Here is a 26,065-nt window from a genome sequence, read left to right as displayed (position 1 = left end):
GATGACTGCACCGCAAGGGCGCAGCCGGTGAATGTCACTCTGCGCCCAAACGGAACGCCTCGGCCTCGATCTCCATGAAGATGCGACCAACGGCACCGACCGGCGCGTAAAAGACAGAGTTCTTCGCCGCTTCCAGATCGGTAAAGAAATGCCCCGCCCAAGGACCGATATGCCGGTTGAAGAACGTCTTTTGACGGGCCAGATCCGCCGGCGCACCAAAGCGGCCGACGATCAAAGCGCCCATCATTTCCATCAGGCTGGCGATGTTGTCTTCCGGCTCGAACACGTTTTCAGCCCGCGCCAATCCTTCGGCCCCCATGTCCCGACGCAAACTGGCCAACGGTTTTTCGTTCAGAAACCCGGTCAGGTAATAACTGGCATAGGGCAGCAATTCACCGCGCCCAAGACCGATGAACAGCTTGTTGTATTCACTTTCCACACTGCGCGGCTTGGACAGTTGCGCCACTTTCGCCAAGGCCGAAATCGCCTCGCCCATGGGGCTGTCATCACCGCTCAGCCCGCGTGTCTGGTCCAGCACCATGTCATCGGGGGGCCGCGACAGGATCAAACCCAGAAAGTTGTAAAGGTCGGCGCGCAGCCGATCCTCTTCACTCACGGCTGGGGCAGTCATGGTGGCGTCTTCGTTCATACGCTCAAACCTCGAATTCGAATGTCATGCGGCGACGGGGCGCCGGTTGGTCTGCGGGGACATCGGACATGTCTGCGAAAACCGGCGCAGGGGCCGGGCTGGACCGCGCGACGTCACCCTCCGCGTCTTGTGCTGGATCAACCTGGGCCAGCGCATCCTCGGGACGCTCTTCGGTTACGTCCTCTTCACCTTCGACCAGGGCAAGGTCGGACTCGGGCTCTGCCGCAGATTCAACCGGGGCAGGCTCCGCCGCCGCTTCCAGCTGGGCCTGCACATGAGCCATCATCCCCTTGCCCACCTGATAGGCCGTTTGCAAATTCTCGACCACGGTGGCGCTGTCGGTGAAATCCTCGCCATAATCCACCAGACCGTCCAGATTGGCCAAGGTGGGATTGAGCCGCCACAAGCGCCGCAGTGCACGGGTCTTGAGCCGTTGCGGAAGCTCCTTGGTCAAAAACTCGCGCACGGCATCCGGGGATTCAAGCAATTCCGGCTCGGGCAGATCATGCTCGGCCAGCAGAACCTCATCGCTGCGCGCATCCAGATCCGCCTCTTCCTCGGCACGCAATTCTGCCGCGAGGGCTTCGACCTCCGCCTGCTCTTCGGCAGACACCGCCTGACGGCGCCGAGTCCAGAAATCGCGGCTCAATGGACACGTCTCCTTAGTTGCGCGGGAGAGGCATAGATATCCGCAGCCTTGCCAATCCGCGGATCACCGACGCCATCCTGCACCAGATCCACGCGCTTCTTGTCACGCTTGCGCTTAACAAAAGCTTCCTCTTGGTAAAATTCCGCTACGAAATCCTCGATCAAGCCGCGAAGCTGCGCCGGCATGGGCACCTTTTCGACGATTTCCTCGCCGCTATCGGTGTAGTCCTGCGCCTCATAGGGCGACGCCGTGACCAGCACGATTTCCAGCGGATGTTCCCCTCCGCTTTCGCGCATCACCACATAGACACTGGGCACCTTCGAGCCGAGCCCGTGCTGATACGCCTCCGCCTCCGCGCCATGAAGTTCAAGCTGTACGGTATCCGCGTGGTACTCCACCGCGTCGCCTTCGCGGCGCAATTCGCGCCATTGCGCCGGGGCGGCACCGGGAAGAACCGCACTGGCGGACCAACTCCACTTTCGCCAACGCGTCACGCCGGGCACACGTCGCAACACGACGCCTACCGGAACAGCACGATACGCCTTCGGATTGTGGATCATCCAGAAACCTTTCTCCCTTGAATACAATAGTATGCGAGAACGCGCCGACGAGAACTCTTTTCTGTGTAGAATGCGCGGAAACCGTACAACGGCGGTCAATTTGGCCGAACCAATCGACTCCCCGACACGCTGCTGGACGAATTGTCCAACCCTACAAAAACACTCGGAATCCCTGCCGCGCCGCAGCAAGCGAATCACTCGGCACTCAACCGGCTGCACCGGGTCAGCCGCAGCCACGCACCGCGCCACAAAAGCGATTGCCGCCCCGTCGCCTTTGTGGCTAGCTAGCCCCCGCGCAACCGGTCAGAGACGTCCGGAAACGCCCGCGGAGAGGACAGGAAATCCATGACCAAGACGTTGATAACATGCACTTGTTTAGGCACGCAGACGATCGACACCGAAAGCTTGGCCCACACCACCGGATTGGACGTCCCGCCCCCCTGCGAGGCACTATGTACCCGCCAGATCGACGTCGCGGCCAAGGCCGTTGCAGCCGGTGACACAATTTTCTGCTGCACACAGGAAGCGCGGGTTTTCGAAGATCTGGCAGGCGATCTGGGCCATCCCGCACCGCCACTGCTTGACCTGCGCGATCGGGCCGGTTGGACGCAGGACCAACGCCCGACACTACCCAAAATGTCCGCCCTCGTGGCCGAGGCGCAATTGCCCGCAGAGCCCGGCAAAAGCATCGACGTCCTCTCCGAAGGGCTGTGTCTGATCCTTGGCCCCGCCGACGTGGCCTTGGCTGCGGCTGAGGATCTCAAGGATTATCTGGGCGTTACCGTCCTGCTGTCCGATGCCGCCGATGTGCCAGACACGCGCGCATTCGACGTGGTTCTGGGCAAACTCCGCCGCGCACAGGGCGCGTTCGGCGGTTTCAGCGTGGTTATCGACGCCTTGCAGACCGTCCAACCCGGCGGGCGCGGCGCGCTGACCTTCACGGACCCGCGCGATGGCGGCAAATCCGAATGCGACATCATCCTTGACCTGAGGGGGGAGCAACCGCTCTTTCCTGCGCCGGAAAAGCGCGAAGGCTATCTGCGCGCCGATCCCAGCCACGCGCCTTCTGTCGCCAGGGCGGTCCGCGAGGCGTCGCATATGGTCGGCACCTTCGAAAAGCCGCTTTATGTCCGGGTAGAGCCGACGCTATGCGCCCATTCCCGCGCGGAACAAACCGGCTGTACCCGCTGTCTCGACCTGTGTCCGACTGGGGCGATCGTGCCGAACGGCGACGTTGTCCAGATCGATCCGATGATCTGCGCCGGGTGCGGTGCCTGTTCGGCGGCCTGTCCTTCGGGCGCGGTCAGTTACGACGCGCCGCCGGTCGGCCTGACCTTCCGCCGGGTGCAGACCCTTGCCAAGGCCTATCTCGACGCGGGCGGCACCGCGCCGCGCCTTCTGGTCCATGACAGTTTCGGGGCAGAAATGATCCGCCTTGCAGCCCGCTATGGCAGCGGCCTGCCCGCCGATGTGATCCCGTTGGAAATCGCCGCTCTGGGTGCGTTCGGCCATGCCGAGATCGTCGCCGCACTTGCCGCAGGGTTCGCCGATGTCACGCTTGTGCCCGGCCCTTCCACCGACCGGGCCGCGGTGCAGGCACAGATCGCCCTTGCCCAAGCCATTGGCGGCGAAGGCAGGGTCAGCTTTGCCGACCTGACTGACCCGGACCTCCTGTCGCAATCCCTGTTCGATGCCGCGCCCCCGGCCCCGGTTTCGACCCCCGTGCGCCCGATGGGCACCCGTCGCCAGATCACCCGGCAAGCCGCCCGCGCGCTCCATCCGGATACCGACACCCTGCCGCTGCCCGAGGGCGCGCCCTATGGCGCGGTTCTGGTAGACACCGACGCCTGCACCTTATGCCTGTCCTGCGTTTCGCTTTGCCCGGCCGGTGCGCTTGGTGACAATCCTGACAAGCCGCAGCTGCGTTTTCAGGAAGACGCCTGCCTGCAATGCGGTCTATGCGCGTCGGTCTGCCCGGAGGATGCGATCACCTATGCGCCCCGCCTGGACCTGACCGAAGCTGCGCTGCGCCAAGAGGTTCTGAACGAGGAAGAGCCCTTTGCCTGTGTCGAATGCGGCGCGCTTTTCGGCTCTAAATCGGCGATTGACCGCATTACAGAGAAACTAACCGGCCATTCCATGTTCTCGGACCCGGCCCGCCTTCGGATGATCCAGATGTGCGATGATTGCCGTGTGAATGCGCAATTTCATTCGGACGACAATCCATTCGCCGGGAAAGAACGCCCGCGGCCCCGCACGACCGACGACTACTTCTCGGATCGCAAGGATCACTGATGTTCGAGGGGTTTACCCAAATCGGCAGCGGGCATGGTGGCGACATAGGCCAGCAGGGCGTCCAACTCATCCAACGTCAGTTCGATCGGCGCAATGGGCGACGGGCGCTCGACCGGGAACGGCTCCGTCACGTCGGTGATCTGGGTGAAAGCCCCGTGCGGCTTCAGCACAAAGAAGGCGGCGAACCGCTCCTCCCAGTCGGGCATGGCGCGCAGCACCCCAAAACTGGGCGTAGAGCCTATTCCCCAGCCGCGCGTCGCCTCATCAATCGCATGACAGCGGGTGCATTTGAGGTGGCTGACACGGTGCCCCAGCGCCGCATCGCCATCGACCGTGGCGGCCTCTTCCCGCACGGCGACTTGTTGCGGCGGAGCAAAGAGCGCGGCTCCGCCCGGCGCGAACCCCTGGACGGTGCGCTGCCCGATCTCGGACCGCAGCCAGCGCGCGAATTTATCCGCGCCGACATGGTCCCCGGCCCGCACCTCCAGATGCCAGACCTGCCCCGCGCCTTCGAACACAGGCGTGCCAAGATCCCCGATCGACAGATGCGCATCATCCGGTTGCGCCACCGCGACGACCCTCACACGGGTCTTGAGGGTAAAGCGCGGCAGGATATGTTTAAGCAAGCCAGTTTCGACCAGCACCTGAGGCGCGAACAGCCGGACCTGTGCGGCGTCCTGCGCCAAAAGCGATGCGGGCAGCAGCAGAAAACAAAGGCACAAAGCACGCAGTGTCATGGAGCAAAGCCTAGGCCGCGCCCCGTCCCTGCGTCAATCATGGCAAAGAAAGGCGACCAGAATGAGCGATGATTTCAACATGTCGATGCGCAAGTTTCTCAAGCAGGTGGGCGTGACGTCTCAGCAAGCGATTGAGGACGCCATGCGCGGTGCGGACACCGCCGGCAAATCCTATGCCGTGCGCGCAGTGATCACGATTGAAGAACTGGACATGACCCACGAGGTCACCGGCACCATTCAAGGGCAGGACTGACCACATTGGCCCTTGATAGAGACACAGTTCTAAGCACGCTGAAACAGATCAGCGATCCGGTGGCCGGGGGCGATATCGTCGCCTCCGGCGTTGTCCGGGCGCTGAATGTCGAAGATGACGGCGGCGTGCGCTTCGTGATGGAAATCCCGCCCAGTCAGGCAGAGGCATATACCCGCGTTAAAGACGCCGCCGAAGCAGCGCTCAAGGCGCTCCCCGGTGTCGGGGCGGTCAACATCGTGATGACCGGCCATAGCGAAAAAGCGCCGCCGCCCGATCTGAAACCTTCCCGTCCCGCGCAACCGCAAGGCCCGCAGAAGATTCCCGGCGTTGACCGGATCATCGCCATCGCCAGTGGCAAGGGCGGCGTCGGCAAATCGACCGTGTCCGCCAACCTGGCCTGCGCGCTGGCCCAACAAGGCCGCCGCGTCGGGCTGCTTGATGCGGATGTCTATGGCCCGTCGCAGCCACGCATGTTGGGTGTCTCCGGTCGCCCCGCCAGCCCGGACGGCAAGATCATCCTGCCGATGCGCAATCATGGCGTCACGATGATGTCGATCGGGCTGATGACGAATGAAGATCAAGCCGTCGTCTGGCGTGGTCCGATGTTGATGGGTGCGTTGCAACAAATGATGATGCAGGTGCAATGGGGTGCGCTCGACGTGCTGCTTGTGGACCTGCCGCCCGGCACCGGTGACGTGCAGATGACGCTGGCCCAGAAGGCAGAGGTCGACGGCGCGATTATCGTCTCTACACCGCAGGATGTGGCCCTGTTGGATGCGCGCAAGGGCATCGACATGTTCAATCAGCTCAAGGTGCCGATCCTTGGCATGATCGAGAACATGAGCACGCATATCTGCTCCAATTGCGGGCATGAGGAGCATGTGTTCGGCCATGGCGGAGTCGCGGCAGAGGCGGCGAAACTGGGCGTGCCCTTGCTGGCGGAAGTGCCGCTGCACCTGGAAATTCGAAAGGCGGCGGATGGCGGCGCACCGATCACGGTCAGCCAGCCCGACAGCCCCCAAGCCAAGGCGTTTCAGGATATCGCCGCCGCGCTCGTGGCGAAAGGTGCCGCCTGATGGGCGCGCCGTTGACCTTTCCGCCACTCATGTGGGGCGAGGACGCGGGCGAAGACGCCATGGGCCACGCCGCCCGCCGGGCTGCGCTTGGCTGTGATGCCGGACTGGTGTCTTACGTTCTGGGCGCCTCTCAGATCGAAGCAGCGCTGGTCTTTGCGCCCGAGGTGCCGTTGCGCAAGGCGATGGCCATGTTGCCGCTATGCGGGGTCGGATTTCAAAACGCGCTTGGTGCGCTGGCCCCGCCAGAGGTCGCTGTCCATCTGGAATGGGCCGGAGGTATCCGCATCAACGGGGCATCCTGCGGTCGGTTCCACGTGCTGAGCGCATCGGACACGCCGGATGACGTGCCCGACTGGCTGACGGTCGGCTTTACGCTGCCTTTGCTGCCAAGCAGTGATTCACCCGGCGATACCCCTGACGAAACCGCCCTGTATGCGGAAGGCTGTGCCGAGGTCGATCCGCCCCTGCTGATCGAAGCATGGGCCCGCCACACGCTGAACTGGATCACCCGCTGGGAACAGGACGGCCCCGCGCCGCTGCATGCAGAATGGCGCGGTTTGCTACATGGTGTGGGCGAAATTGCAACTTGGGACGGCGAAACCGGCACGTTTCTGGGCGCGGACGAAGATTTCGGGATGCTCCTGCGGGATGCAGACACCACGCGCCTGATCCCGCTGACAGAATTGCTAAGGAGACAGCCATGAAACTGGCACGCGCGATCCATTTCGATGAAAGCGACATGCGGGTCTTCGCCAATCCTGCGCGAACTGGCGAATGGTGCGTTTCTGGCGGGTTCGAGTTTTCGAACTGGACCGAGGGCGATCTGACCGGCAAGGCCCGGCAAGCGTTTTCAAACGGATGGTTCGGGCTGGAAACCGGTGGTCGCGTGACCTTCGTTGCGGTCACCATGATCGAAGACGCAGAGGTAGAGACCTTGGCCGCGCTGCTGGCAGAGCACTTTGTCACCTATTACGGCGCGCCATCGCGCGAGGCCGCCCTGCCCGTCGCCACTGAAGAAATCGCGCAAATGGCCGAACTTTGCGAAGATCACGCGCCAAACACGCTGCTGACTGTCGCCCGCGAATTGACCGAGGCAGGCGTGCGCGAAGCCTTTAGGGTGATCCAGCCACAAGAAGCCGGGCTGGATCAATTCGCAATTCATGGGGCGCTGGATGAGTGATCCAGCGCTGGCCTATACAGGCCCTAACCGGCCGGTTTTGCGTTGAACACGAAAAGCGTTTCGCCGCCGATCGTATAGCTGTTGATTAACTCCGCCGCCCGAGGACTTGTCAGCCAAGCCTCAAGCTTCGCGACCAAATCCGATTTGACATGGCTGTGCAGCTCCGGGTTCACCGGCAAATATGCGTATTGGTTGAACAACACCGGGTCGCCCGAAAAGAGCAGGGCCAGCCCCCCTTTGTTGCCGAAGTTCAGCCAGCTAGCCCGGTCCGCAAGAATATAGGCATCCATCCCCGACGCAGTGTTCAGCGCCGCGCCCATGCCCGCACCAACCGCGCGGTACCAGTCGCCGAACGCGCCCGCGTCCAACCCGGCCTCGCGCCACAGCGACAGCTCTTTCTTGTGGGTGCCGCTATCATCGCCCCGACTGACAAAGGCCGCCTGCGCCTCGGCAATCGCTTGCAATGCGCCGGTGGCAGTCTGCGCCGAGGCAATCGCTGCCGGGTCGGCAGACGGGCCGATAAAGACGAAATCGTTATACATGATCTCGCGCCGATGCGTGCCATAGCCTTCGGAGACGAACGCCTCTTCCGCTGCGCGCGAATGCACAAGAACCGCATCAACATCCCCGGCCCGGCCTAGCTTCAGCGCCTGTCCCGTGCCGACGACCAGCAATTGAACCTCCAGGTCCAGGTCTTTCTCGATCTCGGGCAGCAGGATGTCTGCCAAACCCGAATTGTGGAACGATGTGGTGACGGCCATTTTCATCACATCGGCAGCCTGCGCCATTCCACCCCATACCGCGAGGCTCGCGGCCAGCATGATTTTCCTTAGCATTCGACAATGTCTCCTTTCAAAAAAGCGGCGGCTTCCTGTGTCTTGGGGCGCGCGAAGAAATCCGTCGCGGTGCCCTCTTCATGCACCTGCCCGCCCAGCAGGAACACGACCCGATCCGCCAGCCGTCGCGCCTGTCCCATGTCATGCGTGGCAAGGATCAGCGCGGTTCCGGCGGACTTCGCGGATTGCAAAATGTCTTCGATCTCGCGCGTGGCACGCCCATCAAGCGACGCGCTGGGTTCATCCAGAAACAGCAGGTCAGGCTTGCATATCAGGGCACGGCCCAGCGACACTTTCTGCCGCTCTCCGCCCGACAAAACACGCGCAGGCCGGTCCAGCATCTGCGACACCCCGATCCGCTCCGCCATTTTGGCGGCCTCCGTCTGAGCCGACTTTCGCGGCACGCCGCGCAGCAAAAGCGGATAAGCCAGATTGTCGAGGACCGACCGGCGCAGCATCACCGGATGCTGAAACACGAAGGCCTGCCTGCGCTGCGCCTCTGCCTTTGGGCAGGACCACGTGATCTGTCCCTTGTTCAATCGCGCGATTCCATGCAGCAGCCGCAGCAAGGTGGTCTTGCCAGACCCGTTCGGCCCCAGAACCACGCAGGCACCCTGCCCGCTCAGATCAAGGTTCACGGGCCCGACAAGCCGCTTGCCTTGGCGCGATGCGACGGCGTCCCGAACGGTCAGCGGAAACAGGTCGCTCACCACGCGCCCTCCCGTTCTGTGCGGCCCAACCAGTGAATGACGAGGTTCACCGCGATGGCCAGCGCAATCAGGACAAAGCCCAGCGCCAGTGCGAGCGCGAATTCGCCTTTGCCAGTCTCAAGCGCGATGGCCGTGGTCAGCACGCGCGTGTAATTGTCGATATTCCCGCCCACGACCATGATCGCACCGACCTCGCCAATGCCACGGCCAAAACCCGCCAGCGCCGCCGTCAGCAACGCCCGCCGCGAATCCCACAGCAAGGTCGCGATTTTCTGCCGCTGGGTGACGTTCAACGAAATGAGCAGGTCGTGATATTCCTGCCAAAGATCCCGAAGCGACTGGTGCGCGATGGAGGCGACAAGCGGCACGATAATGATCATCTGCGCGACGATCATCGCCGTCGGCGTAAACAGCAGCCCCAATGCCCCAAGCGGACCAGATCGGGACAGCAGCACATAGACGATCAGCCCGACAACAACGGGCGGCAACCCCATCAAGGCGTTCAGCGTGGCAATCACCGCGCGGCGCCAGCGGAACCGGCGGACTGCAAGCAAAGCAGCAAGAGGCAGCGCGATCAGGCAGGCCAGAACCAGTGCGGACACCGTGATCCGCAAAGACCGAAAGGCGATTTCGACAAGCTCGGCATCCGCGCTGAGCACCAGCCAGAAAGCCTGACTCAAGCCTTGCCACAGATCGCCCATCCGCCGAATGCCTCCCTCTCTCGAATGGGAAACTGTCAGCTTGCTAAGTGGGAGACCAGCCCCATTCATGCCTCAAAGCGCAATCTGTCCAACTTGTCGCGGCACACCGGCATCGCGGCAGGGCGTTCTGGTCAGATTGTCCACTTGACCCGCGAACAGGTGAAAGGACCGAACAGCCCCATCATTCGGATTGGCATCGGCGGTGCGGGCTTTGAGGGAATACAGGCCCTAAACGAAGAAACTCCGGGCCATCAGGCCCGGAGTTCGGTGTTACGACCATATCGGGTGCCGTCCGGGCCAAGGCCCAGACCACCGTATTAATGCACGACCGCGTCGTCCGGCTTGGGCCGGTTGGACGGCGCCACACGGTCACCGATCAGCAGGCCATCTGCGCCCGCTGTCACACTGACCGAATCGCCATCCTTCAGGTCGCCCGCCAGCAGCATTTCCGCCAACGGATCCTGAAGCGCGCGCTGAATCACCCGCTTGAGAGGACGCGCCCCGAAGACCGGGTCATAGCCCTCATCCGCCAGCCATTGCCGCGCGGCCTCGTCCAGTTCCAGTTCGATCTGCCGCCCGGCAAGCCGTTTGAGCAGACGCGCCATCTGGATATCGACGATCCCGTCCATGTCTTCGCGGCCAAGCCGATCGAAGATCACAGTCTCATCAAGACGGTTCAGGAACTCGGGCCGGAAATGCGCCCGCACCGCATCCATCACGTCGCGTTTGGCCTGCGCACTGTCCGCGCCTTCGGGCAACTGGCTAAGCGCCTGAGACCCAAGGTTCGACGTCAGGATGATCAGCGTCTGCTTGAAGTCGACCGTGCGGCCCTGACCATCTGTCAGGACACCATCGTCAAGAACCTGCAACAGCACGTTGAACACATCCGGGTGCGCTTTTTCGACTTCGTCGAACAGCACGACCTGATAAGGCCTGCGCCGAACGGCTTCGGTCAACACACCGCCTTCGTCATAGCCGACATAGCCCGGAGGCGCGCCGATCAGACGGGCGACCGCGTGTTTTTCCATGAACTCGGACATGTCGATGCGAACCATCGCGTTGTCGTCGTCAAACAGGAACTCCGCCACCGCCTTGGTCAGCTCGGTCTTACCGACACCGGTCGGCCCAAGGAACAGGAACGACCCAAGCGGGCGGTTCTCGTCATTCAGGCCAGCACGGGCACGGCGCACCGCATTGGCGACCGCACGCACGGCCGTGTCCTGACCGATGACCCGCTTGTGCAGACCATCTTCCATGCGCAGCAGCTTCTCACGCTCACCTTCCAGCATCTTCGTTGTCGGAATGCCGGTCCAACGCTCGACCACAGCGGCGATCTGTTCGGGGCGCACGGCCTCGGCCACCATCGCTTCGCTTTCCTGACCTTCGGCCTCGGCGAGTTTCTTTTCAAGCTGCGGGATCACCCCATAGCTCAACTCCCCCGCTTTGCCGAGGTTGCCTTCGCGCTTGGCGATCTCAAGTTCCGCCCGGGCGTGGTCCAACTGCTCCTTGATGTCGCGCGCCGATGCCAGCTTGTCCCGTTCGGACTGCCACTGGGCCGTCATCTGCGCCGACTGATCCTGAAGGTCGGCCAGCTCTTTTTCGAGCTTGGCCAAGCGTTCCTGCGAGGCCGCGTCGTCTTCGAGCTTCAGCGCCTCGACTTCGATCTGCATTTGCAGGATCTGCCGGTCCAATGCGTCCAGTTCTTCGGGCTTGCTGTCCACTTCCATGCGCAAACGGCTTGCCGCTTCGTCAACAAGGTCGATCGCCTTATCCGGCAGGAACCTGTCGGTGATATAGCGATGCGACAGCGTCGCCGCCGCAACCAACGCGGAGTCGCTGACACGCACACCGTGGTGCAGTTCATACTTCTCCTTGATGCCACGAAGGATGGAGATCGTATCCTCTACCGTCGGCTCTTGCACCATCACCGGCTGGAAACGACGGGCCAGCGCCGCGTCCTTCTCAACATATTTGCGGTATTCGTCGAGCGTGGTTGCGCCAACGCAGTGCAGTTCACCCCGCGCAAGCGCCGGCTTGATCAGGTTGGCCGCGTCCATCGCGCCATCCGTTTTGCCTGCGCCAACAAGCGTGTGCATCTCGTCGATGAAAAGAATGATTTCGCCCGCCGCATGGGTGACTTCGTTCAGAACCGCTTTCAGGCGCTCCTCGAATTCACCACGATATTTCGCGCCAGCAATCAGCGCGCCCATATCCAGCGCCAGCAACTTTTTGTTCCGCAGGCTTTCAGGCACGTCGCCATTGACGATCCGCAATGCCAAACCTTCGGCGATAGCGGTCTTACCGACACCGGGTTCACCGATCAGCACCGGGTTGTTTTTCGTCCGACGGCTCAGCACCTGCATCGCGCGGCGAATTTCGTCATCCCGCCCGATAATCGGATCGATCTTGCCTTCGCGGGCACGCTCGGTCAGGTCCTGTGCGTATTTCTTGAGCGCGTCATAGCCTTCTTCGGCACTCGCACTGTCCGCCGTGCGGCCCTTACGAATGTCATTGATGGCAGTGTTCAGCCCCTGCGCGGTGACGTTCCCAGCCTCCAGCGCGGTTTTCGCACCGGATTTCACCATGGCCAAAGCCATCAGGATACGTTCCACTGGAACGAAGCTGTCCCCGGCCTTGTTGGCAATTGTCTCTGCCTCAGTCAGGACCTTCGCGGTCGACTGATCCAGATAGGTCTGCGCCGCATCGCCCGTCACCTTCGGCAGTTTGGCCAGCGCTTGCTCTAGCGCCGTCGTAACACGGGACGCATCCCCGCCAGAGCGGTTGATGAGGTTCGATGCGAGTCCCTGCTCGTCATCCAGCAATGCTTTCAGAATGTGCTCGGGCACCAGCCGTTGGTGGTTTTCCCGCGTGGCGATCGTTTGCGCAGCTTGCACGAATCCGCGCGACCGCTCCGTGAACTTCGACAAGTCCATGGCTCTCTCCTTTTTCAAAGCGCCTCCCTTCCGTCCCGCCCACATTCGCAGCGCAGAACCCTTTCGAGGCCTCGATGACGAAATGGTGATCGGACGTCCTGCGTTCAAGATAGAGCCGGGCTTTTTCAGCGCTTTGACCCGCGTCAATTCGCAGGTTCGTTGACTCAATTGTGAAGCGATCTGGGCTGTTTTCCCCCTCGTAAGGGAACCTTTCGCCCCCATGTTGGTTAACAAAGCATAACAACATGAAGGGAAACCGACATGACTGAGCAGTACAAAACCGAATGTTCGAACGTGATCTACAACGCGGCAGAGCAAGCTTTCGAGGCGCGCGTCACCGTTCACGACGACACCCCGGTCACCTATGCCTGCGCGATTGATGCGCCGATCACGATGGATTTCGAAGATGCCGCCGATGGTCTGGTCACTCAAGCCTTGCGCCGCCACGGTGCTGACCGCGGGCTTTGTTCGTCGCGGGCATCTGATCCCCAAACCTTGCCAGAACAGACACCTGACGCGGATAATGTCAGGCCGCTCTTGCGCCGTGGTCTTCCGCTGGGCCAATACGGTTTCTTCCGGGGCCGCGCAGCATAACGCACAGCCGCCGGGCATAGACAGCCTGATCCGCTTTTCGTAGAGACACCCCAATCACACAGGATTGGGGACACTATGTCAGACGACAGATTGATCGTGGCACTGGACGTGCCGAATGCCGTGGCCGGGCTGGACTTGGCCGAACGCATCGGCGACGCGGTGTCCTTCTATAAGATCGGTCTGGGCATGCTGACCGGCGGTGGCCTCGCCCTTGCCAATGAACTCAAGCAAGAGCACGGCAAGCGCATCTTTCTGGACATGAAGCTGTTCGATATCGGCAACACGGTCGAAAACGCCGTGCGCGGTCTTGCGCAGTTCGATCTCGACTTTCTGACGGTGCATGGCGATCCGCATGTGGTTTCGGCTGCCAAGCAAGGGTCGGCGGGGAAAGACCTGAAGATCCTCGCTGTGACCATTCTCACCTCGCTAGACCGGAGCGATCTTGACGCCGGGCTGATCAAACCGGGAGAGGTTCAGGATCTGGTCGTGGAACGCGCGGGCCGTGCGTTCGACGCGGGCGCTGATGGCGTCATCGCCTCGCCGCTGGAAGCGGCCTTGATCCGCGCCCTGCCCGAATCCAAGGGTCGCCTGATCGTCACGCCCGGTGTGCGCCCTATGGGGTCCGCCAGCGGCGATCAGAAGCGTATCCAGACACCAAAGGACGCAATCGCGTCCGGTTCCGACCATATCGTCGTCGGACGGCCTATTTATCAGGCACCTGATCCGCGCCAAGCTGCCCTAGATGTAGTGGCTGAACTGGGCTGACCTCGCTAAACCTGTGTGAATTTGGGCACAGGCGTCGGGGAATACCCAAAGTCTGGTATTCCATACTTTGCAGGCTGATCAACCACAAGTAGCGTAGATTGCATCAGGTGATACTCCCCGACGGACCGGTTCTTCCTGAGGTTCGTCACCTCCCCCCGCTCAAGACGGCGGGGGGCCTTTCCGAAAAAGAGGGTCCGGCGGCACGCCGCGCAAGTAATCCGCAAGCCGGTTTTTGAACTGCGGCACCACCTTGTCATGCGACATGAAGTGGTCCACGCCGAACAAATCCCATCCCTGCCCTTCATCGCCGAACCGCACCGCGCCGCGCGTCTGTTCGGGCAGCGCCCCGACAAAGAACCAGACCGCCCGTCCAATCGAATTGGTGCTGGCCCGCGCCCAGTGAAAGGCGTTTGGCGCAAGCGTCAGGCCAAATTCCTCCTGCGTTTCACGTTGCGCGGTTTCAAGCGGCGTTTCCGCGCCTTCGCGCCCGCCGCCGGGCAGATCCCAATACCCGGGCCACAGCAGACCGGGTTTGTCATCGCGCTGCAAAACCAGAAGATGCGCGCCGATGAACAGCGCCACCTTCGCCCCCATGAAATCGCTGTAATGGCTGGCCACCGATGCCTCCTGCTGTGTTCGGCCCCCTTTGGGCGACCGAAAAGCGTGAAAAATTCTGTTTGGAACGTCGCAGCGGCACGCCGCGTTGTCTATGTTGAACATCCAACACAAGGACGCAGACATGACTATCAGAAATATCGGCCCCGCCGGCATCCCGAATCTAGGCCTTGGCACCTTCAAAATGTCCCCGGGCGAGGCCCGTGATATCGTGGCCGCCGCGCTGGCCGAGGGGTATCGACATATCGACACCGCCCGCGCCTATGACAACGAAGCCGACGTCGGCGAGGGGATGCGCAACAGCGATGTTCCGCGCGATCAGGTATTCCTGACCACGAAAATTCTGCCCAAGGATTTCGCTGCGGGCGATTTCAGGGCTGCGGCCGAGCAGTCATTGAAGGTTCTTGGCACCGATTACATCGATCTTTTGCTGTTGCACTGGCCTTCGCGCGAGGTGCCATTGGCCGAAACCCTGCCGGTTCTCGATGCGCTGATCGAAGAGGGCAAAGTGCGCTTCGGCGGGGTCTCGAACTTCACCATTGCGCAGACGCAGGAGGCCGAAAGCATCCTGAACGCGCCGGTGGCCGCCAACCAGGTGGAATTGCACCCCTATATCGACCAGTCGAAACTTCTGACCTATCTGGCCTCGCGCAACATACCGGTGGAGGCATATTGCCCGCTCGCACAAGGTAACGTAATGGATGACCCCGTCCTGCATGAGATCGCCGAGGCGCATGGCACCAACGCGGCGGCGATATCCGTGGCCTGGCTGCTGCAAATCCCCAATGGCATTGCGATCCCCAAGACGGCGACCAAAAACAGGTTGGCCGGGAACCTTGCAGCGGCAGAAATAGCTTTGACGCCGGAGGAGGTCGCGCGCATCGATGCGCTTGTCCGTCCCGATGGGCGGATGGTGTCGCCCGATAGCCTGGCACCCGACTGGGACTGACGCGGGCTTGATATGATACGTTGGCGCGTGCGGTGCGATTGCGTGCCGCGCGCGTCCGCTACACCGCCCCCTCCCGCTCCCCTTGGTTTGTGTTACTCTGCCTCATGCCTGCCCTTTGCCGTGACTGCACAACAGCTTTCGATGCCGGTTCGCGCTGCCCGAACTGCGGATCACCGCGCGTTATTTCGCATCCGGAACTGTTCTCGCTGTCCATCGCCCATATGGATTGCGACGCCTTCTATGCGTCGGTGGAAAAGCGCGACAATCCAGAGCTGGAGGACAAGCCCGTCATCATTGGCGGCGGCAGGCGGGGTGTGGTGTCGACGGCCTGTTACATCGCGCGGATTCGCGGAGTCCGGTCGGCGATGCCGACCTATCAGGCTCTCAAATTGTGTCCCGATGCGGTCTTCGTGAAACCGAGGATGGAGGCATATGCCAAGGCGTCCCGCCAGATTCGCGCGATGATGGAGGATCTGACCCCCGCGATCCAACCGCTGTCACTGGACGAGGCGTTTCTTGACCTATCCGGGACAGAACGCCTGCACGGTGCCCCGCCCGCGGTCATGCTGGGACGTCTGGTACGGCGGATGAAGACCGAACTGGGGCTGACCGGGTCCATCGGCCTCAGCCATAACAAGTTTCTGGCCAAGGTCGCCTCCGATCTGGAAAAGCCGCGCGGCTTTTCTGTCATAGGCAAGGCCGAGACCGCCGATTTCCTGCGCGACAAGCCAGTTCGCTTGATCTGGGGTGTTGGCCATGCCGGGCAAGAGGCGCTTGAAAAGGCGGGTATTCGCACATTTTCGGACCTCTTGCGCTGGGATCAGGCCGATTTGACCGCGCGGTTCGGGTCGATGGGAACCCGGCTTTGGCATCTTGCACGGGGTGAGGATCGCCGCCCGGTTTCCGCCCATGAGCCGATCAAGTCGATCTCGAATGAGACGACCTTCAACGAAGATACCGCCAATCCCGACGTATTGGACGGGCACCTGTGGCGCATGGCGGAGAAGGTCGCCGACCGGGCCAAGGCCAAGGATCTTGCCGGGCGGGTCGTGACGCTGAAACTGAAGCGCGCGAACCATAGCCAATTGTCACGGCAGACCGGCCTGCGCGAGCCGACGCAAACTGCCGACACGGTTTACCGCACCGCGCGCGCCTTGTTCGATCAGGTCAGCGGCGAAGGCCCGTTCCGCCTTTTGGGCTGCGGCCTGTCGCATCTGGTCCCGGCACATCAAGCCGGGTCCGCTGGCGATCTGCTAGACCCCGGCGCCGAACAACGCGAACGGGCAGAGCGCGCGACCGACAAGATCCGCGAACGCTTCGGCGCTGATGCCATTTTGAAAGGTCGCGCGCTGCGTTAGCCGAGCCGAGACAGGCTTTCCGCGATTTCATCCGCGATGGCACTGGCGTCGATATCCCCCCGTTCGGCCGAGATTCGCAGCCCCATCAAGTCAGACTGATATCGCCGCGCGAGGATCGCGGGATCATGGTCCGAACTGATTTCACCCAATTGCTGAGCTTGTCGGAACAAATCCGCAAATCGGTCCTCCATCGCGCGCAGATGCTGGTTCGCCTGATCCGCCAACGGATGGCCGCGCGTTTGAAGCTCCAGCACCGTCTTTGCCAGCATACAGGCTTTCGCAGGCGCATCGGCGCTGCCAATCACCAGCTGGGGAAACTGCTGTAACGCCGTCAGTGGCCCCGAATCCTCTGCCAAGTTGCGCAAACGCTCGCGCCCGTCCTTCGCATAGCGATCCATGGCAAGCCCGAACAGCGCATCCTTGGACCCGAACGCCGCGTAGAAGCTGCCCGGATTCATTTTCAGCACCCGCTCAAGGTCTTTCAGGGACGTGCCAGCCCAACCGCGCTGCCAGAACAGGTCACGGGCGCGGCCGATCAGGTCGTCGCGGTTGAATTCAGGTTTGCGCGGCATGGATCACCAATTCTTGAACGATCGCTCAAATATATACTTGAACGATCGCTCAAGAAAGAGCATTTGTGTCGCATCACAGTTTTCTGTCTCGAAAGGACAATCCCATGACCGACTTCCCGTCCCACGATCTCGATTCCGCACCCGAAGCGTCCAAGCCGCTGCTGGAAAACTCGCAAAAGGCGTTCGGCCGCTTGCCGGGTCTGCACAAGGTGCTGGCGGAAAGCCCCCAGGCATTTGAAGGCTACCAAATCCTGCACAAGCTGTTCACCGAATCCGATTTCGACGCGGATGAACTGACCGTGGTCTGGCAGACGATCAACGTCGAGCACGAGTGCCACTACTGCGTTCCGGCGCATACGGGGATCGCGAAGATGATGAAGGTATCCGACGAGATCAGCGAAGCCCTTCGCAACGAAACGCCGCTGCCGAACGCGAAACTGGAAGCGCTGCGGACATTCACCCTGCAAATGGTGCGTGAGCGCGGCAATGTGAGCGAAGCGCAGATGCAGACGTTCTTTGATGCAGGCTACGATCACCGCGCCGTTCTGAACATCATCCTGGGCATCGCCCAAAAGACCATGTCGAACTACACCAACCACGTGGCTCAAACGCCCGTGGACCAAGTGTTCGAAGGGCTCAAGTGGAAGCGCGCTGGCAAGCCGCTGGCCGCCTGATCCGGATCGCCTGAAACTGGCGATGTGACACAACTTGTGCGGCGCGCTGGCGGGTCCGGCGCGCCGCCGCATTCAGGTCTTGGACGGTGGGACAGACGTGACCTCCTCCGCCCCTGGCGTCAGAAGATGGCGCAGCAAGGCCACGGGATGCGCCTTGAGCGTGAGCCGGGTCGCGACGTAATCCTCCACCACCTGTTCGCCCAATGTCATTTCCGGCAAGAGCGCGGCAGGCTCATCCACGATTTCCCCATCCAGATCCCCGGCAAACAGCGGCAATTCCGCACCGGGCGCGAAGCTTTTCGCTTCCCACAGCGCCTCGCGTCGGGACAGCCTCAAAGAAGCGAAGGCATCCGCCTCTGCCAGCCGTTCGATCAGGCCCGGCGCCAGCCCGGCCCGCCGCCACACATCCCGCACCGACTGATAACCATTGCCGCGCGCCTGCGTCAGCCATGTGGCATCCTCTTCGGGCAGGCCCTTGATTTGCCGGAACCCCAGACGCAGGGCCAACCCGCCCTCTCCGTCCGGTTCCATCACATTGTCCCAGAAGCTGGAATTGACGCAGATCGGGCGCACTTCGACCCCGTGTTCACGCGCATCCCGCACGATCTGGGCCGGGGCATAGAACCCCATCGGCTGCGAATTGAGCAGCGCACAGGCAAAGATGCCGGGATGATGGCACTTGATCCACGCGCTGGCATAGACAAGCAGCGCGAAACTGGCCGCGTGGCTTTCGGGGAACCCATAGCTTCCGAAACCTTCGATCTGGGAGAAACAGCGCGCCGCGAAATCCTCGTCATAACCGTTCTTCTTCATCCCGCGCATGAAGAGGCCGCGAAATTCGCTGACATTCCCGTGCTTCTTGAAGGTCGCCAGCGACCGCCGCAGACGGTCGGCCTGATCCGGCGTAAAGCCCGCCCCCACGATGGCAATCTGCATCGCCTGTTCCTGAAACAGCGGCACACCCAGCGTCTTGGACAGTACCGCGCCCAGCGCGTCGGACGGGAAGCTGACCTCCTCCTCTCCGTTTCGGCGACGAATATAGGGGTGTACCATGTCCCCCTGAATCGGCCCCGGCCGGATAATCGCCACCTCGATCACCAGATCGTAGAAACAGCGCGGCCTCATCCGAGGCAGGAAGTTCATCTGTGCCCGGCTTTCCACCTGAAACACGCCGATACTGTCGGCCCGGCACAGCATGTCATACACCGCCGGGTTCTCGGGCGGCAGCGTGGCAAGATCGTAGTCCAGCCGGTGATGCTGTTTCATCAACTCGAACGACTTTCGGATACAGGTCAGCATCCCAAGACTGAGCACATCAACCTTCAGAATGCCCAGCGTTTCGATATCATCCTTGTCCCAGCAGATGACGGTGCGGTCCTCCATCGTCGCGTTTTCGATGGGCACCAGTTCATCAAGCCGCCCCTCGGTCATGATGAACCCACCGACATGCTGGCTGAGATGGCGTGGAAATCCGTTGATCTCATAGACCAGTTCCATGGTCTGGCGCAGGCGCGGGTCGTTATAGTCGAGCCCGATCTCGGCCATCCGCTCTGCCTCCAGCCCCTTGGTCGAGAAGAACCCCCAAAGCTGAGAGGAGAGCGCGCTGATCGTGTCTTCGGTCAGCCCCATGGCACGGCCCACTTCGCGGATCGCCCGCTTGCCACGGTAGTGGATGACAGTGGCGCACAGTCCCGCCCGGTGACGGCCATACCGCGCATAGATGTGTTGAATCACCTCTTCACGCCGCTCATGTTCGAAATCCACGTCGATATCGGGCGGCTCGTCCCGCGCCTCGGACACGAAACGCTCGAACACCATCGTGCCGATCTCGGGCGAGACAGACGTCACGCCAAGACAATAGCAGACCACCGAATTGGCCGCGGATCCACGCCCTTGGCACAAGATTCCGCGTGACCGGGCAAAGGCGACCACATCCCGCACCGTCAGGAAATAGGGTTCGTATTTCAGCTTGCCGATCAGGTCGAGCTCGTGGCGCAGCAGCTTGCGCACCCGGTCAGGCGCCCCGGCAGGGTAGCGCCAGTTCAGCCCCTCCTCCGCCAGCCGCGCCAACCGCTCTGCCGGGCTTTCACCATCGGCGACCTCGCTCGGATATTCATAGCGCAGCACATCAAGGGAGAATTCCAGCCGCCCCGCAAGGTCAATTGCCCGGTCCACCGCTGCTGCATGCGGACCAAGCAAGCGACGCAACTCTGCCTCTGAACGCAGGCGCTGCTCGCCATTGGACATGGCCGCGCGCCCCAGATCATCCACCCGGCAGCCGGTGCGAATGGCAGTCAGCACATCGGCAAGGCGGCGGCGACGCCCGTGATGCATTCGCGGCGCGGCAGAGGCGATGGTGCCCAGCCCCTCATTCGCGGCCGCTTCCGACAGACGGTCGAGTCGCTGCGCATCGCGCCCGTCATAGCGCGGGAACAGCAGCAGGTGCCGCCGCGCCCCGGCCTCGCGCAGTTCCCATGCGGCCTTCTGCCAGCCCCGTCCCGGCCAGATCAGCAACTCCAGCCCCTCGGACAGTTCCACAAGGTCGGACAGATACAGTTCGCACGATCCTTTTTCCGCCCGCAATCGCCCGCGAGAGATCAACCGGCACAGCCGCGCCCAGCCCGGGCGATCCACCGGCAACGCGGTGATCGGAGGCGCATCCCGGCAGCAGATACGCGCCCCGGGAATCAAGCGCGGCGCATTGTAAACCGGGAATCCGCCGGGCGCCGGGATATGATCGGGGCGCGGCGGACCAATCGGGCCATGGGCCACGTCCCAATCGCGCCGCTGCTTGACCAAACGCGCGATATTGCGCGCCTCTGTATGGGCCCGAACGATCCCCGCCACGGAATTGTCATCGGCAATGACAACACCCGACAGACCCAGCGCCGCAGCCCGGCGCAGGTATTCTTCGGGATGCGTGGCCCCGGTCAGGAACGTGAAGTTCGATTGAGCAGACAGTTCAGCGAACATATCCACTTTATATTCACGTTTTGTTCTCATATGGAGTCTTTTCGCAAGACACGGGTCCGTCGCATCCAGCTCGGCCCTGGCAAAGGGCCCCCTGATGCCGCACGCCATCGCACTGCCCACCGACATCGCCCGCACCGGCCCATACAGGATCGGCCGCGACACCTGATCTCTTGCCGCAACCCCTCGCATGACGCATAAGAGCCCCATGTGAAGCGAAGGGACTCCCGCCATGACCATGAAGGCACCGGAAACCAAAATCGTCGACACCTACCGCGTCTCATGCGACGGCGGAGAAGGCGCTCTGGGCCATCCGCGCGTCTGGCTGCATATCCCCGCCGACACCGGTTGGGTCGAATGCCCCTATTGCGATTGCAAATACGTCCACAAAGACCACCAAGACGAAGCCGCCTGATCGGCAGAGTCTGACCGCCACGGATCAGCGGGGGCTCGGGGGCCTCCCCGAAGCCTGCGTGGCTTGAACGCAGATTCATCACATGCGGCACCGCCGTGCCGCCTGATCGCGTCTGGCACCTCGGCATGGCGCGTGGCATGAAGGGCGCAAGCAACCGGGGGAACATGACATGGCATTCGGCAAGGGCCACCACCTGCACCTGATCGACGGATCGGCATTCATCTTCCGCGCCTATCACGCGCTGCCGCCGCTCACGCGGAAATCAGACGGCCTGCCCATTGGCGCGGTCGCCGGTTTCTGCAACATGCTGCACCGCTATGTCGAAGGGAACACGGGCCCCGACGCGCCCACCCATGTGGCGGTGATCTTCGACAAGGGCAGCCACACCTTCCGCAACGAGATTTACGATCAGTACAAAGCCAACCGCGAGGCCATGCCCGAGGATCTGCGCCCGCAGATTCCCCTGACCCGCACCGCGACCGAAGCCTTCAACATCGCCTGCAAGGAAAAGGAAGGCTTTGAAGCGGATGACATCATCGCGACCCTTGCCTGTCAGGCCCGCGACGCGGGTGGGCGCGTCACGATCATCAGCTCCGACAAGGACTTGATGCAGCTTGTGGGCGATGGTGTCGAAATGCTGGACGCGATGAAAAACCGTCGCATCGACCGCGACGGCGTGATCGAAAAATTCGGCGTCGGACCAGAGCGCGTGGTCGATGTGCAGGCTCTTGCGGGCGACAGTGTGGACAACGTGCCCGGTGCGCCCGGCATCGGCATCAAGACCGCTGCGCTACTGATCAATGAGTATGGATCGCTCGAAGAGCTTCTGGACCGCGCCGAAGAGATCAAGCAGCCCAAGCGCCGCCAGACGCTGATCGACATGCGCGATCAGATCGAAATGTCCAAGCGGCTGGTGCAGCTTGACTGTGAGACGCCGCTGGAATTCAACCTCGACGATCTGGAAGTACGCGACGCCGATCCCGACGTGCTGATGCCTTTCCTCGCTGAAATGGAATTCCGCACGCTGACCAAACGGATCGCGGACCAGCTTGGGGTCGAACCGCCAGCCATTCCCGATGCGCCGACCAAGGCCGCCGAAAGCGCCGCCGCGCCGGAAATGCCACCGCTGGACGCGTCGAACTACACCACGGTGCGCGATGCCGAAACGCTCAAATCCTGGGTCGAAAAGGCGCAGGCCCGCGGTTATGTCGCGGTCGATACCGAAACGACCGGTCTGAACGAAATGACCGCCGATCTGGTGGGCGTTTGCCTGTGCGTCGATCCGGGAAAGGCCTGTTACGTCCCGCTCGCACATAAGGCCTCTGCCGGGGATGATCTTTTCGCATCCGACGATCTGGCAGAGGGGCAGATGCCGTTCAACGACGCTCTGGCCATCCTTCAGCCGATGCTGGAAGACCCGAGCATCCTGAAAATCGGCCAGAACATGAAGTACGACGCCAAGATTCTGGCCCGCCTTGGCATTACGGTTGCGCCGTTCGATGACACCATGCTCATGTCCTATGCCATGCATGGCGGAGAGCACGGGCACGGCATGGACACCCTGTCCGAGCGTTATCTCAACCACACGCCGATCCCGATCAAGACCCTGCTGGGCACCGGCAAAAGCCAGATCACCTTCGACAAGGTGCCAATCGACGACGCCGCCAAATACGCGGCCGAGGATGCCGACGTAACCATGCGCCTTTGGACATTGTTCAAACCGCAGCTGCATCAGGCCCAGGTCACACGCGTCTACGAGACGCTGGAACGTCCGATGGTCAAAGTCCTTGCCGATATGGAAATGTCCGGCGTGAAGGTGGACCGGGACGTGCTGTCGCGCATGTCCAATGCCTTCGCTCAGAAAATGGCGGGGCTTGAGGCCGAAATCCATGAACTGGCGGGAGAGACCTTCAATGTCGGCTCGCCCAAGCAGCTTGGCGAAATCCTCTTCGACAAAATGGGCCTCGAAGGTGGGAAGCGCGGCAAGACCGGGGCCTATGCCACGGGCGCGGACGTGCTGGAAGACCTTGCCACCGAACATGAACTGCCCGCGCGGGTGCTGGACTGGCGGCAACTGTCCAAGTTGAAATCGACCTATACCGACGCCCTGCAAGAACATATCCATTCGGAAACCGGCCGCGTTCACACGTCTTACGTGATCACGGGCGCGTCCACGGGGCGGCTCGCCTCGACCGACCCGAACCTGCAGAACATCCCGATCCGGACAGAGGAAGGCCGCCGTATCCGCGAGGCCTTTGTCGCCGAAACCGGCAAGACGCTTGTGTCTCTCGACTATTCCCAGATCGAACTGCGCATTCTTGCCCATATCGCGGATATCCCCGCGCTCAAGCAGGCGTTCCGCGACGGGCTGGACATTCACGCGATGACCGCGTCCGAGATGTTCGACGTGCCGCTTGACGAGATGACGCCCGATATCCGCCGTCAGGCCAAGGCGATCAATTTCGGGGTGATCTATGGCATTTCCGGCTTCGGACTGGCGCGCAATCTGCGTATCCCCCGGGCCGAGGCGCAGGGATTCATCGACCGCTATTTCGAGCGTTTCCCCGGCATCAAGGATTACATGAACGACACCAAGGCCTTCGCCAAGGAACATGGCTACGTCCAAACCCTGTTCGGGCGGAAAATCCACACGCCCGAGATCAACGCCAAAGGCCCCCGCGCCGGGTTCGCCCAGCGCGCCGCGATCAACGCGCCGATTCAAGGCACCGCCGCAGATATCATCCGCCGCGCGATGATCCGCATGCCCGCCGCCATCGAAGGCCAGCCCGCGACGATGCTGCTACAGGTGCATGACGAACTGCTCTTCGAGGTGGAAAACGGGGCCGAAGACGCTTTGATCGACACGGCCCGCGACGTGATGGAAGGGGCCGCCGATCCGGTGGTAAAGCTGGACGTCACCCTCACCGTCGATGCAGGCAAGGGCCAAAACTGGGCGGAGGCGCATTAAAGCGCCCCACCCGCCGCGTCAGGACACCCGCAACTTCTTGAACCAGCCAAGGCTGTCTTCGGTCTGCCGACTCCCCGGCTTATATTCCGCGCTGATCCAGCCGTCATAACCGGTTTCGCGCATCGCGTTGAAAAAGGCGCTGAAATTGATCTGCCCATCGCCCGGCGCGACGCGGCCCGGGGCATCGCCCAACTGCACATGCGCCGCGCGCAGACCATAGCGCTTCCAGATATCGACCGCATCGCCGTGGATGACCTGCGCGTGATAGGTATCGTATTGCAGGCGCACATTGGGTTTCTTCACCGCGTCCAGCACCTTTGCCGCCAACGGGTAGCTGTTCAGAAAATACCCCGGCATATCCTTGCCGTTGAGCGGTTCAATCGTCAGCGTCACCCCCTTGGGCGCTTGGCGCGACGCCCATTTGAGATTGGCGACCATGGTATCGAAAGCGTCCTCGCCTTCGGCCTCTCCCGCCATGACATGTATCAGCCCCGCGCCAAGTGCCTCGGCATAGCGGAACACGCGCTTCATATCGTATCGAAAGCGATCCGTACCATCGGGCCGCGCCGCAAAGCCGCGCAATCCGCCCGTGTAGTTCGGCGGGGGCGCATTGATCAGCACCATCCGCATCGTACTGCGGCGCATGGCAGACAGGATTTCGGGCGCGGCCATATCATACGGGAACAACACTTCGACCGCATCGAAACCAGCGGCCGCAGCCGCATCGAAACGGTCCAGAAATGGCAATTCAGGCCATAACAGACTCAGGTTTGCCGCAAATTTCACGTAGGCGTCCCCCTTGGAGTAATCGCTAAATCAAAATGTCCCGCGCCAAGAATACACTCAATGCGCGTGACACCAACCTGTTATTGAACCGCCAAATGCAAACGCAACGACGATTGGCCGCTGTCACATCGCGCAGACGCCACGGTCAAGGGGGGGGTAAAGAAGCGGTCGCCAATGCCTCGGCGTGACCGATTGCACCTATTCCAATTCGTCCGCAGGCATGAAGGCGAAAAAGACGCCACCGGACCAGACGCCGAACTGGCCTTCGTGAACCTCGCCAATCTCGGCCAGACGGTAAAAGCTTTTCCGGTCGATCAACGCTTCCAGACCCGAGCGCACATGAACGTAAGGCGCAGGTTCGCCGGTTTCCGCGTCCCGCTCCATCCGGATTGGATCATCGGCAGAAGCCTGGACCGTTTCGCCCATATTCGTCTCGAAGGTCAGAACCTGCGCTGGCCCGCTACCGCTGCACTCGAAATCAACGGCGACAAAAGGCGCGTCATCCACGGTGATCCCGACCTTCTCCGCCGGGGTGACAAGAAAGTATTTACCATCCTCCAACAGCAGAATCGTGGAAAACAGCCGCGCGAGTTCGAATCTCTCAATTGGCGAGCCTTCGTAAAACCACGTGCCATCTCGGGCGATCCGCATGTCGATATCGCCGCAAAACGGCGGCGACCACAGGTGCACCGGCGGCAAACCCCGCGATTTGGCCTCAAGAACAGACTGTTCGAGCCCTTTTGGGGTCGGTGTCACGGATTTTTGTGAACTCATGTCGTTACACCTTCTTTAACCACGCTATAGTCCTATGTGCAGGATA

At 61.9% G+C, this 26,065-nt stretch carries 25 protein-coding genes; 12 read left to right on the top strand and 13 right to left on the bottom strand.

Annotated elements, in window-relative coordinates:
* Window positions 1-34 precede the first annotated feature (34 nt).
* From E4Z66_RS17980 to E4Z66_RS17970, 3 genes are read right to left on the bottom strand one after another with little or no spacing between them, the layout of a single operon-like run.
* A complete protein-coding gene (locus E4Z66_RS17980) occupies window positions 35-649 on the bottom strand; it encodes a TorD/DmsD family molecular chaperone (RefSeq protein ID WP_246036074.1) in 615 nt (204 codons plus the stop codon).
* 4 nt (window positions 650-653) lie between these two features.
* Entirely contained in the window at window positions 654-1,298 is a 645-nt protein-coding gene (locus E4Z66_RS17975; RefSeq protein WP_136464436.1) for a DUF3306 domain-containing protein, read from the bottom strand.
* The gene (locus tag E4Z66_RS17970) at window positions 1,295-1,858 is read right to left on the bottom strand and encodes a DUF3305 domain-containing protein (protein ID WP_136464435.1); all 564 of its coding nucleotides are present in this window, start codon (window positions 1,856-1,858) and stop codon (window positions 1,295-1,297) included. The genes E4Z66_RS17975 and E4Z66_RS17970 overlap by 4 nt, the downstream gene beginning before the upstream one ends.
* A 345-nt stretch (window positions 1,859-2,203) precedes the next feature.
* Between E4Z66_RS17970 and E4Z66_RS17965 the strand changes: the two genes are divergently transcribed.
* Window positions 2,204-4,153, top strand: a complete 1,950-nt coding sequence (locus tag E4Z66_RS17965; RefSeq protein ID WP_136464434.1) for a 4Fe-4S binding protein — start codon at window positions 2,204-2,206, stop codon at window positions 4,151-4,153.
* On the opposite strand, the gene E4Z66_RS17960 is transcribed toward E4Z66_RS17965, so the two are convergent.
* The gene (locus E4Z66_RS17960; protein ID WP_136464433.1) at window positions 4,147-4,890 is read right to left on the bottom strand and encodes a cytochrome c; all 744 of its coding nucleotides are present in this window, start codon (window positions 4,888-4,890) and stop codon (window positions 4,147-4,149) included. The genes E4Z66_RS17965 and E4Z66_RS17960 overlap by 7 nt on opposite strands.
* 61 nt (window positions 4,891-4,951) lie before the next feature.
* On the opposite strand from E4Z66_RS17960, the gene E4Z66_RS17955 reads away from it, so the two are divergent.
* Genes E4Z66_RS17955 through E4Z66_RS17940 form a run of 4 tightly spaced genes read left to right on the top strand, consistent with a single transcriptional unit; the run spans window position 4,952 to window position 7,399 of the window.
* Entirely contained in the window at window positions 4,952-5,143 is a 192-nt protein-coding gene (locus E4Z66_RS17955; RefSeq protein ID WP_136464432.1) for a DUF6494 family protein, read from the top strand.
* Window positions 5,144-5,148: 5 nt separating this feature from the next.
* Window positions 5,149-6,219: an Mrp/NBP35 family ATP-binding protein gene (locus E4Z66_RS17950; protein ID WP_136464431.1), complete on the top strand. Its 1,071-nt coding sequence runs from the start codon at window positions 5,149-5,151 to the stop codon at window positions 6,217-6,219.
* Window positions 6,219-6,923: a biotin/lipoate--protein ligase family protein gene (locus tag E4Z66_RS17945; protein ID WP_136464430.1), complete on the top strand. Its 705-nt coding sequence runs from the start codon at window positions 6,219-6,221 to the stop codon at window positions 6,921-6,923. The genes E4Z66_RS17950 and E4Z66_RS17945 overlap by 1 nt, the downstream gene beginning before the upstream one ends.
* The gene (locus E4Z66_RS17940; RefSeq protein ID WP_136464429.1) at window positions 6,920-7,399 is read left to right on the top strand and encodes a DUF6505 family protein; all 480 of its coding nucleotides are present in this window, start codon (window positions 6,920-6,922) and stop codon (window positions 7,397-7,399) included. The genes E4Z66_RS17945 and E4Z66_RS17940 overlap by 4 nt, the downstream gene beginning before the upstream one ends.
* A gap of 23 nt (window positions 7,400-7,422) precedes the next feature.
* Here the strand turns inward: E4Z66_RS17940 and E4Z66_RS17935 are convergent, their stop codons facing one another.
* The 4 genes from E4Z66_RS17935 to clpB form a co-directional block, all read right to left on the bottom strand.
* Window positions 7,423-8,235: an ABC transporter substrate-binding protein gene (locus E4Z66_RS17935; RefSeq protein ID WP_136464428.1), complete on the bottom strand. Its 813-nt coding sequence runs from the start codon at window positions 8,233-8,235 to the stop codon at window positions 7,423-7,425.
* Window positions 8,229-8,945, bottom strand: coding sequence for an energy-coupling factor ABC transporter ATP-binding protein (locus E4Z66_RS17930; RefSeq protein WP_136464427.1), 717 nt, complete (start codon window positions 8,943-8,945; stop codon window positions 8,229-8,231). Before E4Z66_RS17930 ends, E4Z66_RS17935 begins: the two co-directional genes overlap by 7 nt.
* The gene (locus E4Z66_RS17925) at window positions 8,942-9,646 is read right to left on the bottom strand and encodes an ABC transporter permease (RefSeq protein WP_136464426.1); all 705 of its coding nucleotides are present in this window, start codon (window positions 9,644-9,646) and stop codon (window positions 8,942-8,944) included. Before E4Z66_RS17925 ends, E4Z66_RS17930 begins: the two co-directional genes overlap by 4 nt.
* Window positions 9,647-9,963: 317 nt before the next feature.
* Window positions 9,964-12,579 carry an ATP-dependent chaperone ClpB gene (gene clpB / locus E4Z66_RS17920; protein ID WP_136464425.1) on the bottom strand — a complete coding sequence of 872 codons (2,616 nt, stop codon included), beginning with the start codon at window positions 12,577-12,579 and terminating at the stop codon, window positions 9,964-9,966.
* 261 nt (window positions 12,580-12,840) lie between these two features.
* Between clpB and E4Z66_RS17915 the strand changes: the two genes are divergently transcribed.
* Both E4Z66_RS17915 and pyrF read left to right on the top strand, forming a co-directional pair.
* On the top strand, window positions 12,841-13,173 hold the full coding sequence (locus E4Z66_RS17915) for a hypothetical protein (protein WP_136464424.1): 333 nt from the start codon (window positions 12,841-12,843) through the stop codon (window positions 13,171-13,173).
* A gap of 75 nt (window positions 13,174-13,248) precedes the next feature.
* Window positions 13,249-13,938: an orotidine-5'-phosphate decarboxylase gene (gene pyrF / locus E4Z66_RS17910; protein WP_136464423.1), complete on the top strand. Its 690-nt coding sequence runs from the start codon at window positions 13,249-13,251 to the stop codon at window positions 13,936-13,938.
* 159 nt (window positions 13,939-14,097) lie between these two features.
* Here pyrF and E4Z66_RS17905 read toward each other — a convergent pair whose 3' ends face one another.
* Complete coding sequence (locus E4Z66_RS17905) at window positions 14,098-14,556, bottom strand: NUDIX hydrolase (RefSeq protein ID WP_246036073.1); 459 nt, start codon at window positions 14,554-14,556, stop codon at window positions 14,098-14,100.
* Window positions 14,557-14,677: 121 nt separating this feature from the next.
* On the opposite strand from E4Z66_RS17905, the gene E4Z66_RS17900 reads away from it, so the two are divergent.
* The gene (locus E4Z66_RS17900) at window positions 14,678-15,502 is read left to right on the top strand and encodes an aldo/keto reductase (protein WP_136464422.1); all 825 of its coding nucleotides are present in this window, start codon (window positions 14,678-14,680) and stop codon (window positions 15,500-15,502) included.
* 104 nt (window positions 15,503-15,606) lie between these two features.
* Window positions 15,607-16,860: a DNA polymerase IV gene (locus E4Z66_RS17895; protein WP_136464421.1), complete on the top strand. Its 1,254-nt coding sequence runs from the start codon at window positions 15,607-15,609 to the stop codon at window positions 16,858-16,860.
* Here E4Z66_RS17895 and E4Z66_RS17890 read toward each other — a convergent pair.
* On the bottom strand, window positions 16,857-17,432 hold the full coding sequence (locus E4Z66_RS17890) for a TetR/AcrR family transcriptional regulator (RefSeq protein WP_136464420.1): 576 nt from the start codon (window positions 17,430-17,432) through the stop codon (window positions 16,857-16,859). The genes E4Z66_RS17895 and E4Z66_RS17890 overlap by 4 nt on opposite strands.
* 104 nt (window positions 17,433-17,536) lie before the next feature.
* Between E4Z66_RS17890 and E4Z66_RS17885 the strand changes: the two genes are divergently transcribed.
* Complete coding sequence (locus tag E4Z66_RS17885) at window positions 17,537-18,106, top strand: carboxymuconolactone decarboxylase family protein (protein ID WP_136464419.1); 570 nt, start codon at window positions 17,537-17,539, stop codon at window positions 18,104-18,106.
* A gap of 72 nt (window positions 18,107-18,178) precedes the next feature.
* Here E4Z66_RS17885 and E4Z66_RS17880 read toward each other — a convergent pair whose 3' ends face one another.
* On the bottom strand, window positions 18,179-21,079 hold the full coding sequence (locus tag E4Z66_RS17880) for an error-prone DNA polymerase (RefSeq protein ID WP_136464478.1): 2,901 nt from the start codon (window positions 21,077-21,079) through the stop codon (window positions 18,179-18,181).
* A gap of 229 nt (window positions 21,080-21,308) precedes the next feature.
* Between E4Z66_RS17880 and E4Z66_RS17875 the strand changes: the two genes are divergently transcribed.
* Window positions 21,309-21,491: a zinc-finger domain-containing protein gene (locus E4Z66_RS17875; RefSeq protein WP_136464418.1), complete on the top strand. Its 183-nt coding sequence runs from the start codon at window positions 21,309-21,311 to the stop codon at window positions 21,489-21,491.
* Between the two features lie 169 nt (window positions 21,492-21,660).
* Window positions 21,661-24,459 (top strand): DNA polymerase I, encoded by a 2,799-nt coding sequence (gene polA / locus E4Z66_RS17870; protein ID WP_136464417.1) that lies wholly within the window; start codon window positions 21,661-21,663, stop codon window positions 24,457-24,459.
* An 18-nt stretch (window positions 24,460-24,477) separates the two neighbouring features.
* Here the strand turns inward: polA and E4Z66_RS17865 are convergent, their stop codons facing one another.
* On the bottom strand, window positions 24,478-25,245 hold the full coding sequence (locus E4Z66_RS17865; RefSeq protein ID WP_136464416.1) for a hydroxypyruvate isomerase family protein: 768 nt from the start codon (window positions 25,243-25,245) through the stop codon (window positions 24,478-24,480).
* Window positions 25,246-25,443: 198 nt separating this feature from the next.
* Window positions 25,444-26,019: a DUF1285 domain-containing protein gene (locus E4Z66_RS17860; protein WP_136464415.1), complete on the bottom strand. Its 576-nt coding sequence runs from the start codon at window positions 26,017-26,019 to the stop codon at window positions 25,444-25,446.
* Window positions 26,020-26,065: the final 46 nt, after the last annotated feature.

The organism is Aliishimia ponticola, assembly GCF_004803475.1.
Taxonomy (GTDB): Bacteria; Pseudomonadota; Alphaproteobacteria; order Rhodobacterales; family Rhodobacteraceae; genus Aliishimia; species Aliishimia ponticola.
The sequence above is the reverse complement of the archived record's forward strand: the minus strand, read 5'-3'. Positions and strand labels throughout refer to the sequence as shown.

Excerpts from the sequence above, each read along its gene's own strand:
- E4Z66_RS17885 (WP_136464419.1), top strand. The coding sequence starts at position 17,537 with ATGACCGACTTCCCGTCCCACGATCTCGATTCCGCACCCGAAGCGTCC.
- E4Z66_RS17965 (WP_136464434.1), top strand. The coding sequence starts at position 2,204 with ATGACCAAGACGTTGATAACATGCACTTGTTTAGGCACGCAGACGATC.
- clpB (WP_136464425.1), bottom strand. The coding sequence starts at position 12,579 with ATGGACTTGTCGAAGTTCACGGAGCGGTCGCGCGGATTCGTGCAAGCT.
- E4Z66_RS17925 (WP_136464426.1), bottom strand. The coding sequence starts at position 9,646 with ATGGGCGATCTGTGGCAAGGCTTGAGTCAGGCTTTCTGGCTGGTGCTC.
- E4Z66_RS17970 (WP_136464435.1), bottom strand. The coding sequence starts at position 1,858 with ATGATCCACAATCCGAAGGCGTATCGTGCTGTTCCGGTAGGCGTCGTG.
- E4Z66_RS17935 (WP_136464428.1), bottom strand. The coding sequence starts at position 8,235 with ATGCTAAGGAAAATCATGCTGGCCGCGAGCCTCGCGGTATGGGGTGGA.
- E4Z66_RS17940 (WP_136464429.1), top strand. The coding sequence starts at position 6,920 with ATGAAACTGGCACGCGCGATCCATTTCGATGAAAGCGACATGCGGGTC.
- E4Z66_RS17915 (WP_136464424.1), top strand. The coding sequence starts at position 12,841 with ATGACTGAGCAGTACAAAACCGAATGTTCGAACGTGATCTACAACGCG.
- polA (WP_136464417.1), top strand. The coding sequence starts at position 21,661 with ATGGCATTCGGCAAGGGCCACCACCTGCACCTGATCGACGGATCGGCA.
- E4Z66_RS17980 (WP_246036074.1), bottom strand. The coding sequence starts at position 649 with ATGAACGAAGACGCCACCATGACTGCCCCAGCCGTGAGTGAAGAGGAT.
- E4Z66_RS17955 (WP_136464432.1), top strand. The coding sequence starts at position 4,952 with ATGAGCGATGATTTCAACATGTCGATGCGCAAGTTTCTCAAGCAGGTG.
- E4Z66_RS17860 (WP_136464415.1), bottom strand. The coding sequence starts at position 26,019 with ATGAGTTCACAAAAATCCGTGACACCGACCCCAAAAGGGCTCGAACAG.
- E4Z66_RS17900 (WP_136464422.1), top strand. The coding sequence starts at position 14,678 with ATGACTATCAGAAATATCGGCCCCGCCGGCATCCCGAATCTAGGCCTT.
- E4Z66_RS17875 (WP_136464418.1), top strand. The coding sequence starts at position 21,309 with ATGACCATGAAGGCACCGGAAACCAAAATCGTCGACACCTACCGCGTC.
- E4Z66_RS17880 (WP_136464478.1), bottom strand. The coding sequence starts at position 21,079 with ATGTTCGCTGAACTGTCTGCTCAATCGAACTTCACGTTCCTGACCGGG.
- E4Z66_RS17960 (WP_136464433.1), bottom strand. The coding sequence starts at position 4,890 with ATGACACTGCGTGCTTTGTGCCTTTGTTTTCTGCTGCTGCCCGCATCG.
- E4Z66_RS17895 (WP_136464421.1), top strand. The coding sequence starts at position 15,607 with ATGCCTGCCCTTTGCCGTGACTGCACAACAGCTTTCGATGCCGGTTCG.
- E4Z66_RS17945 (WP_136464430.1), top strand. The coding sequence starts at position 6,219 with ATGGGCGCGCCGTTGACCTTTCCGCCACTCATGTGGGGCGAGGACGCG.
- pyrF (WP_136464423.1), top strand. The coding sequence starts at position 13,249 with ATGTCAGACGACAGATTGATCGTGGCACTGGACGTGCCGAATGCCGTG.
- E4Z66_RS17890 (WP_136464420.1), bottom strand. The coding sequence starts at position 17,432 with ATGCCGCGCAAACCTGAATTCAACCGCGACGACCTGATCGGCCGCGCC.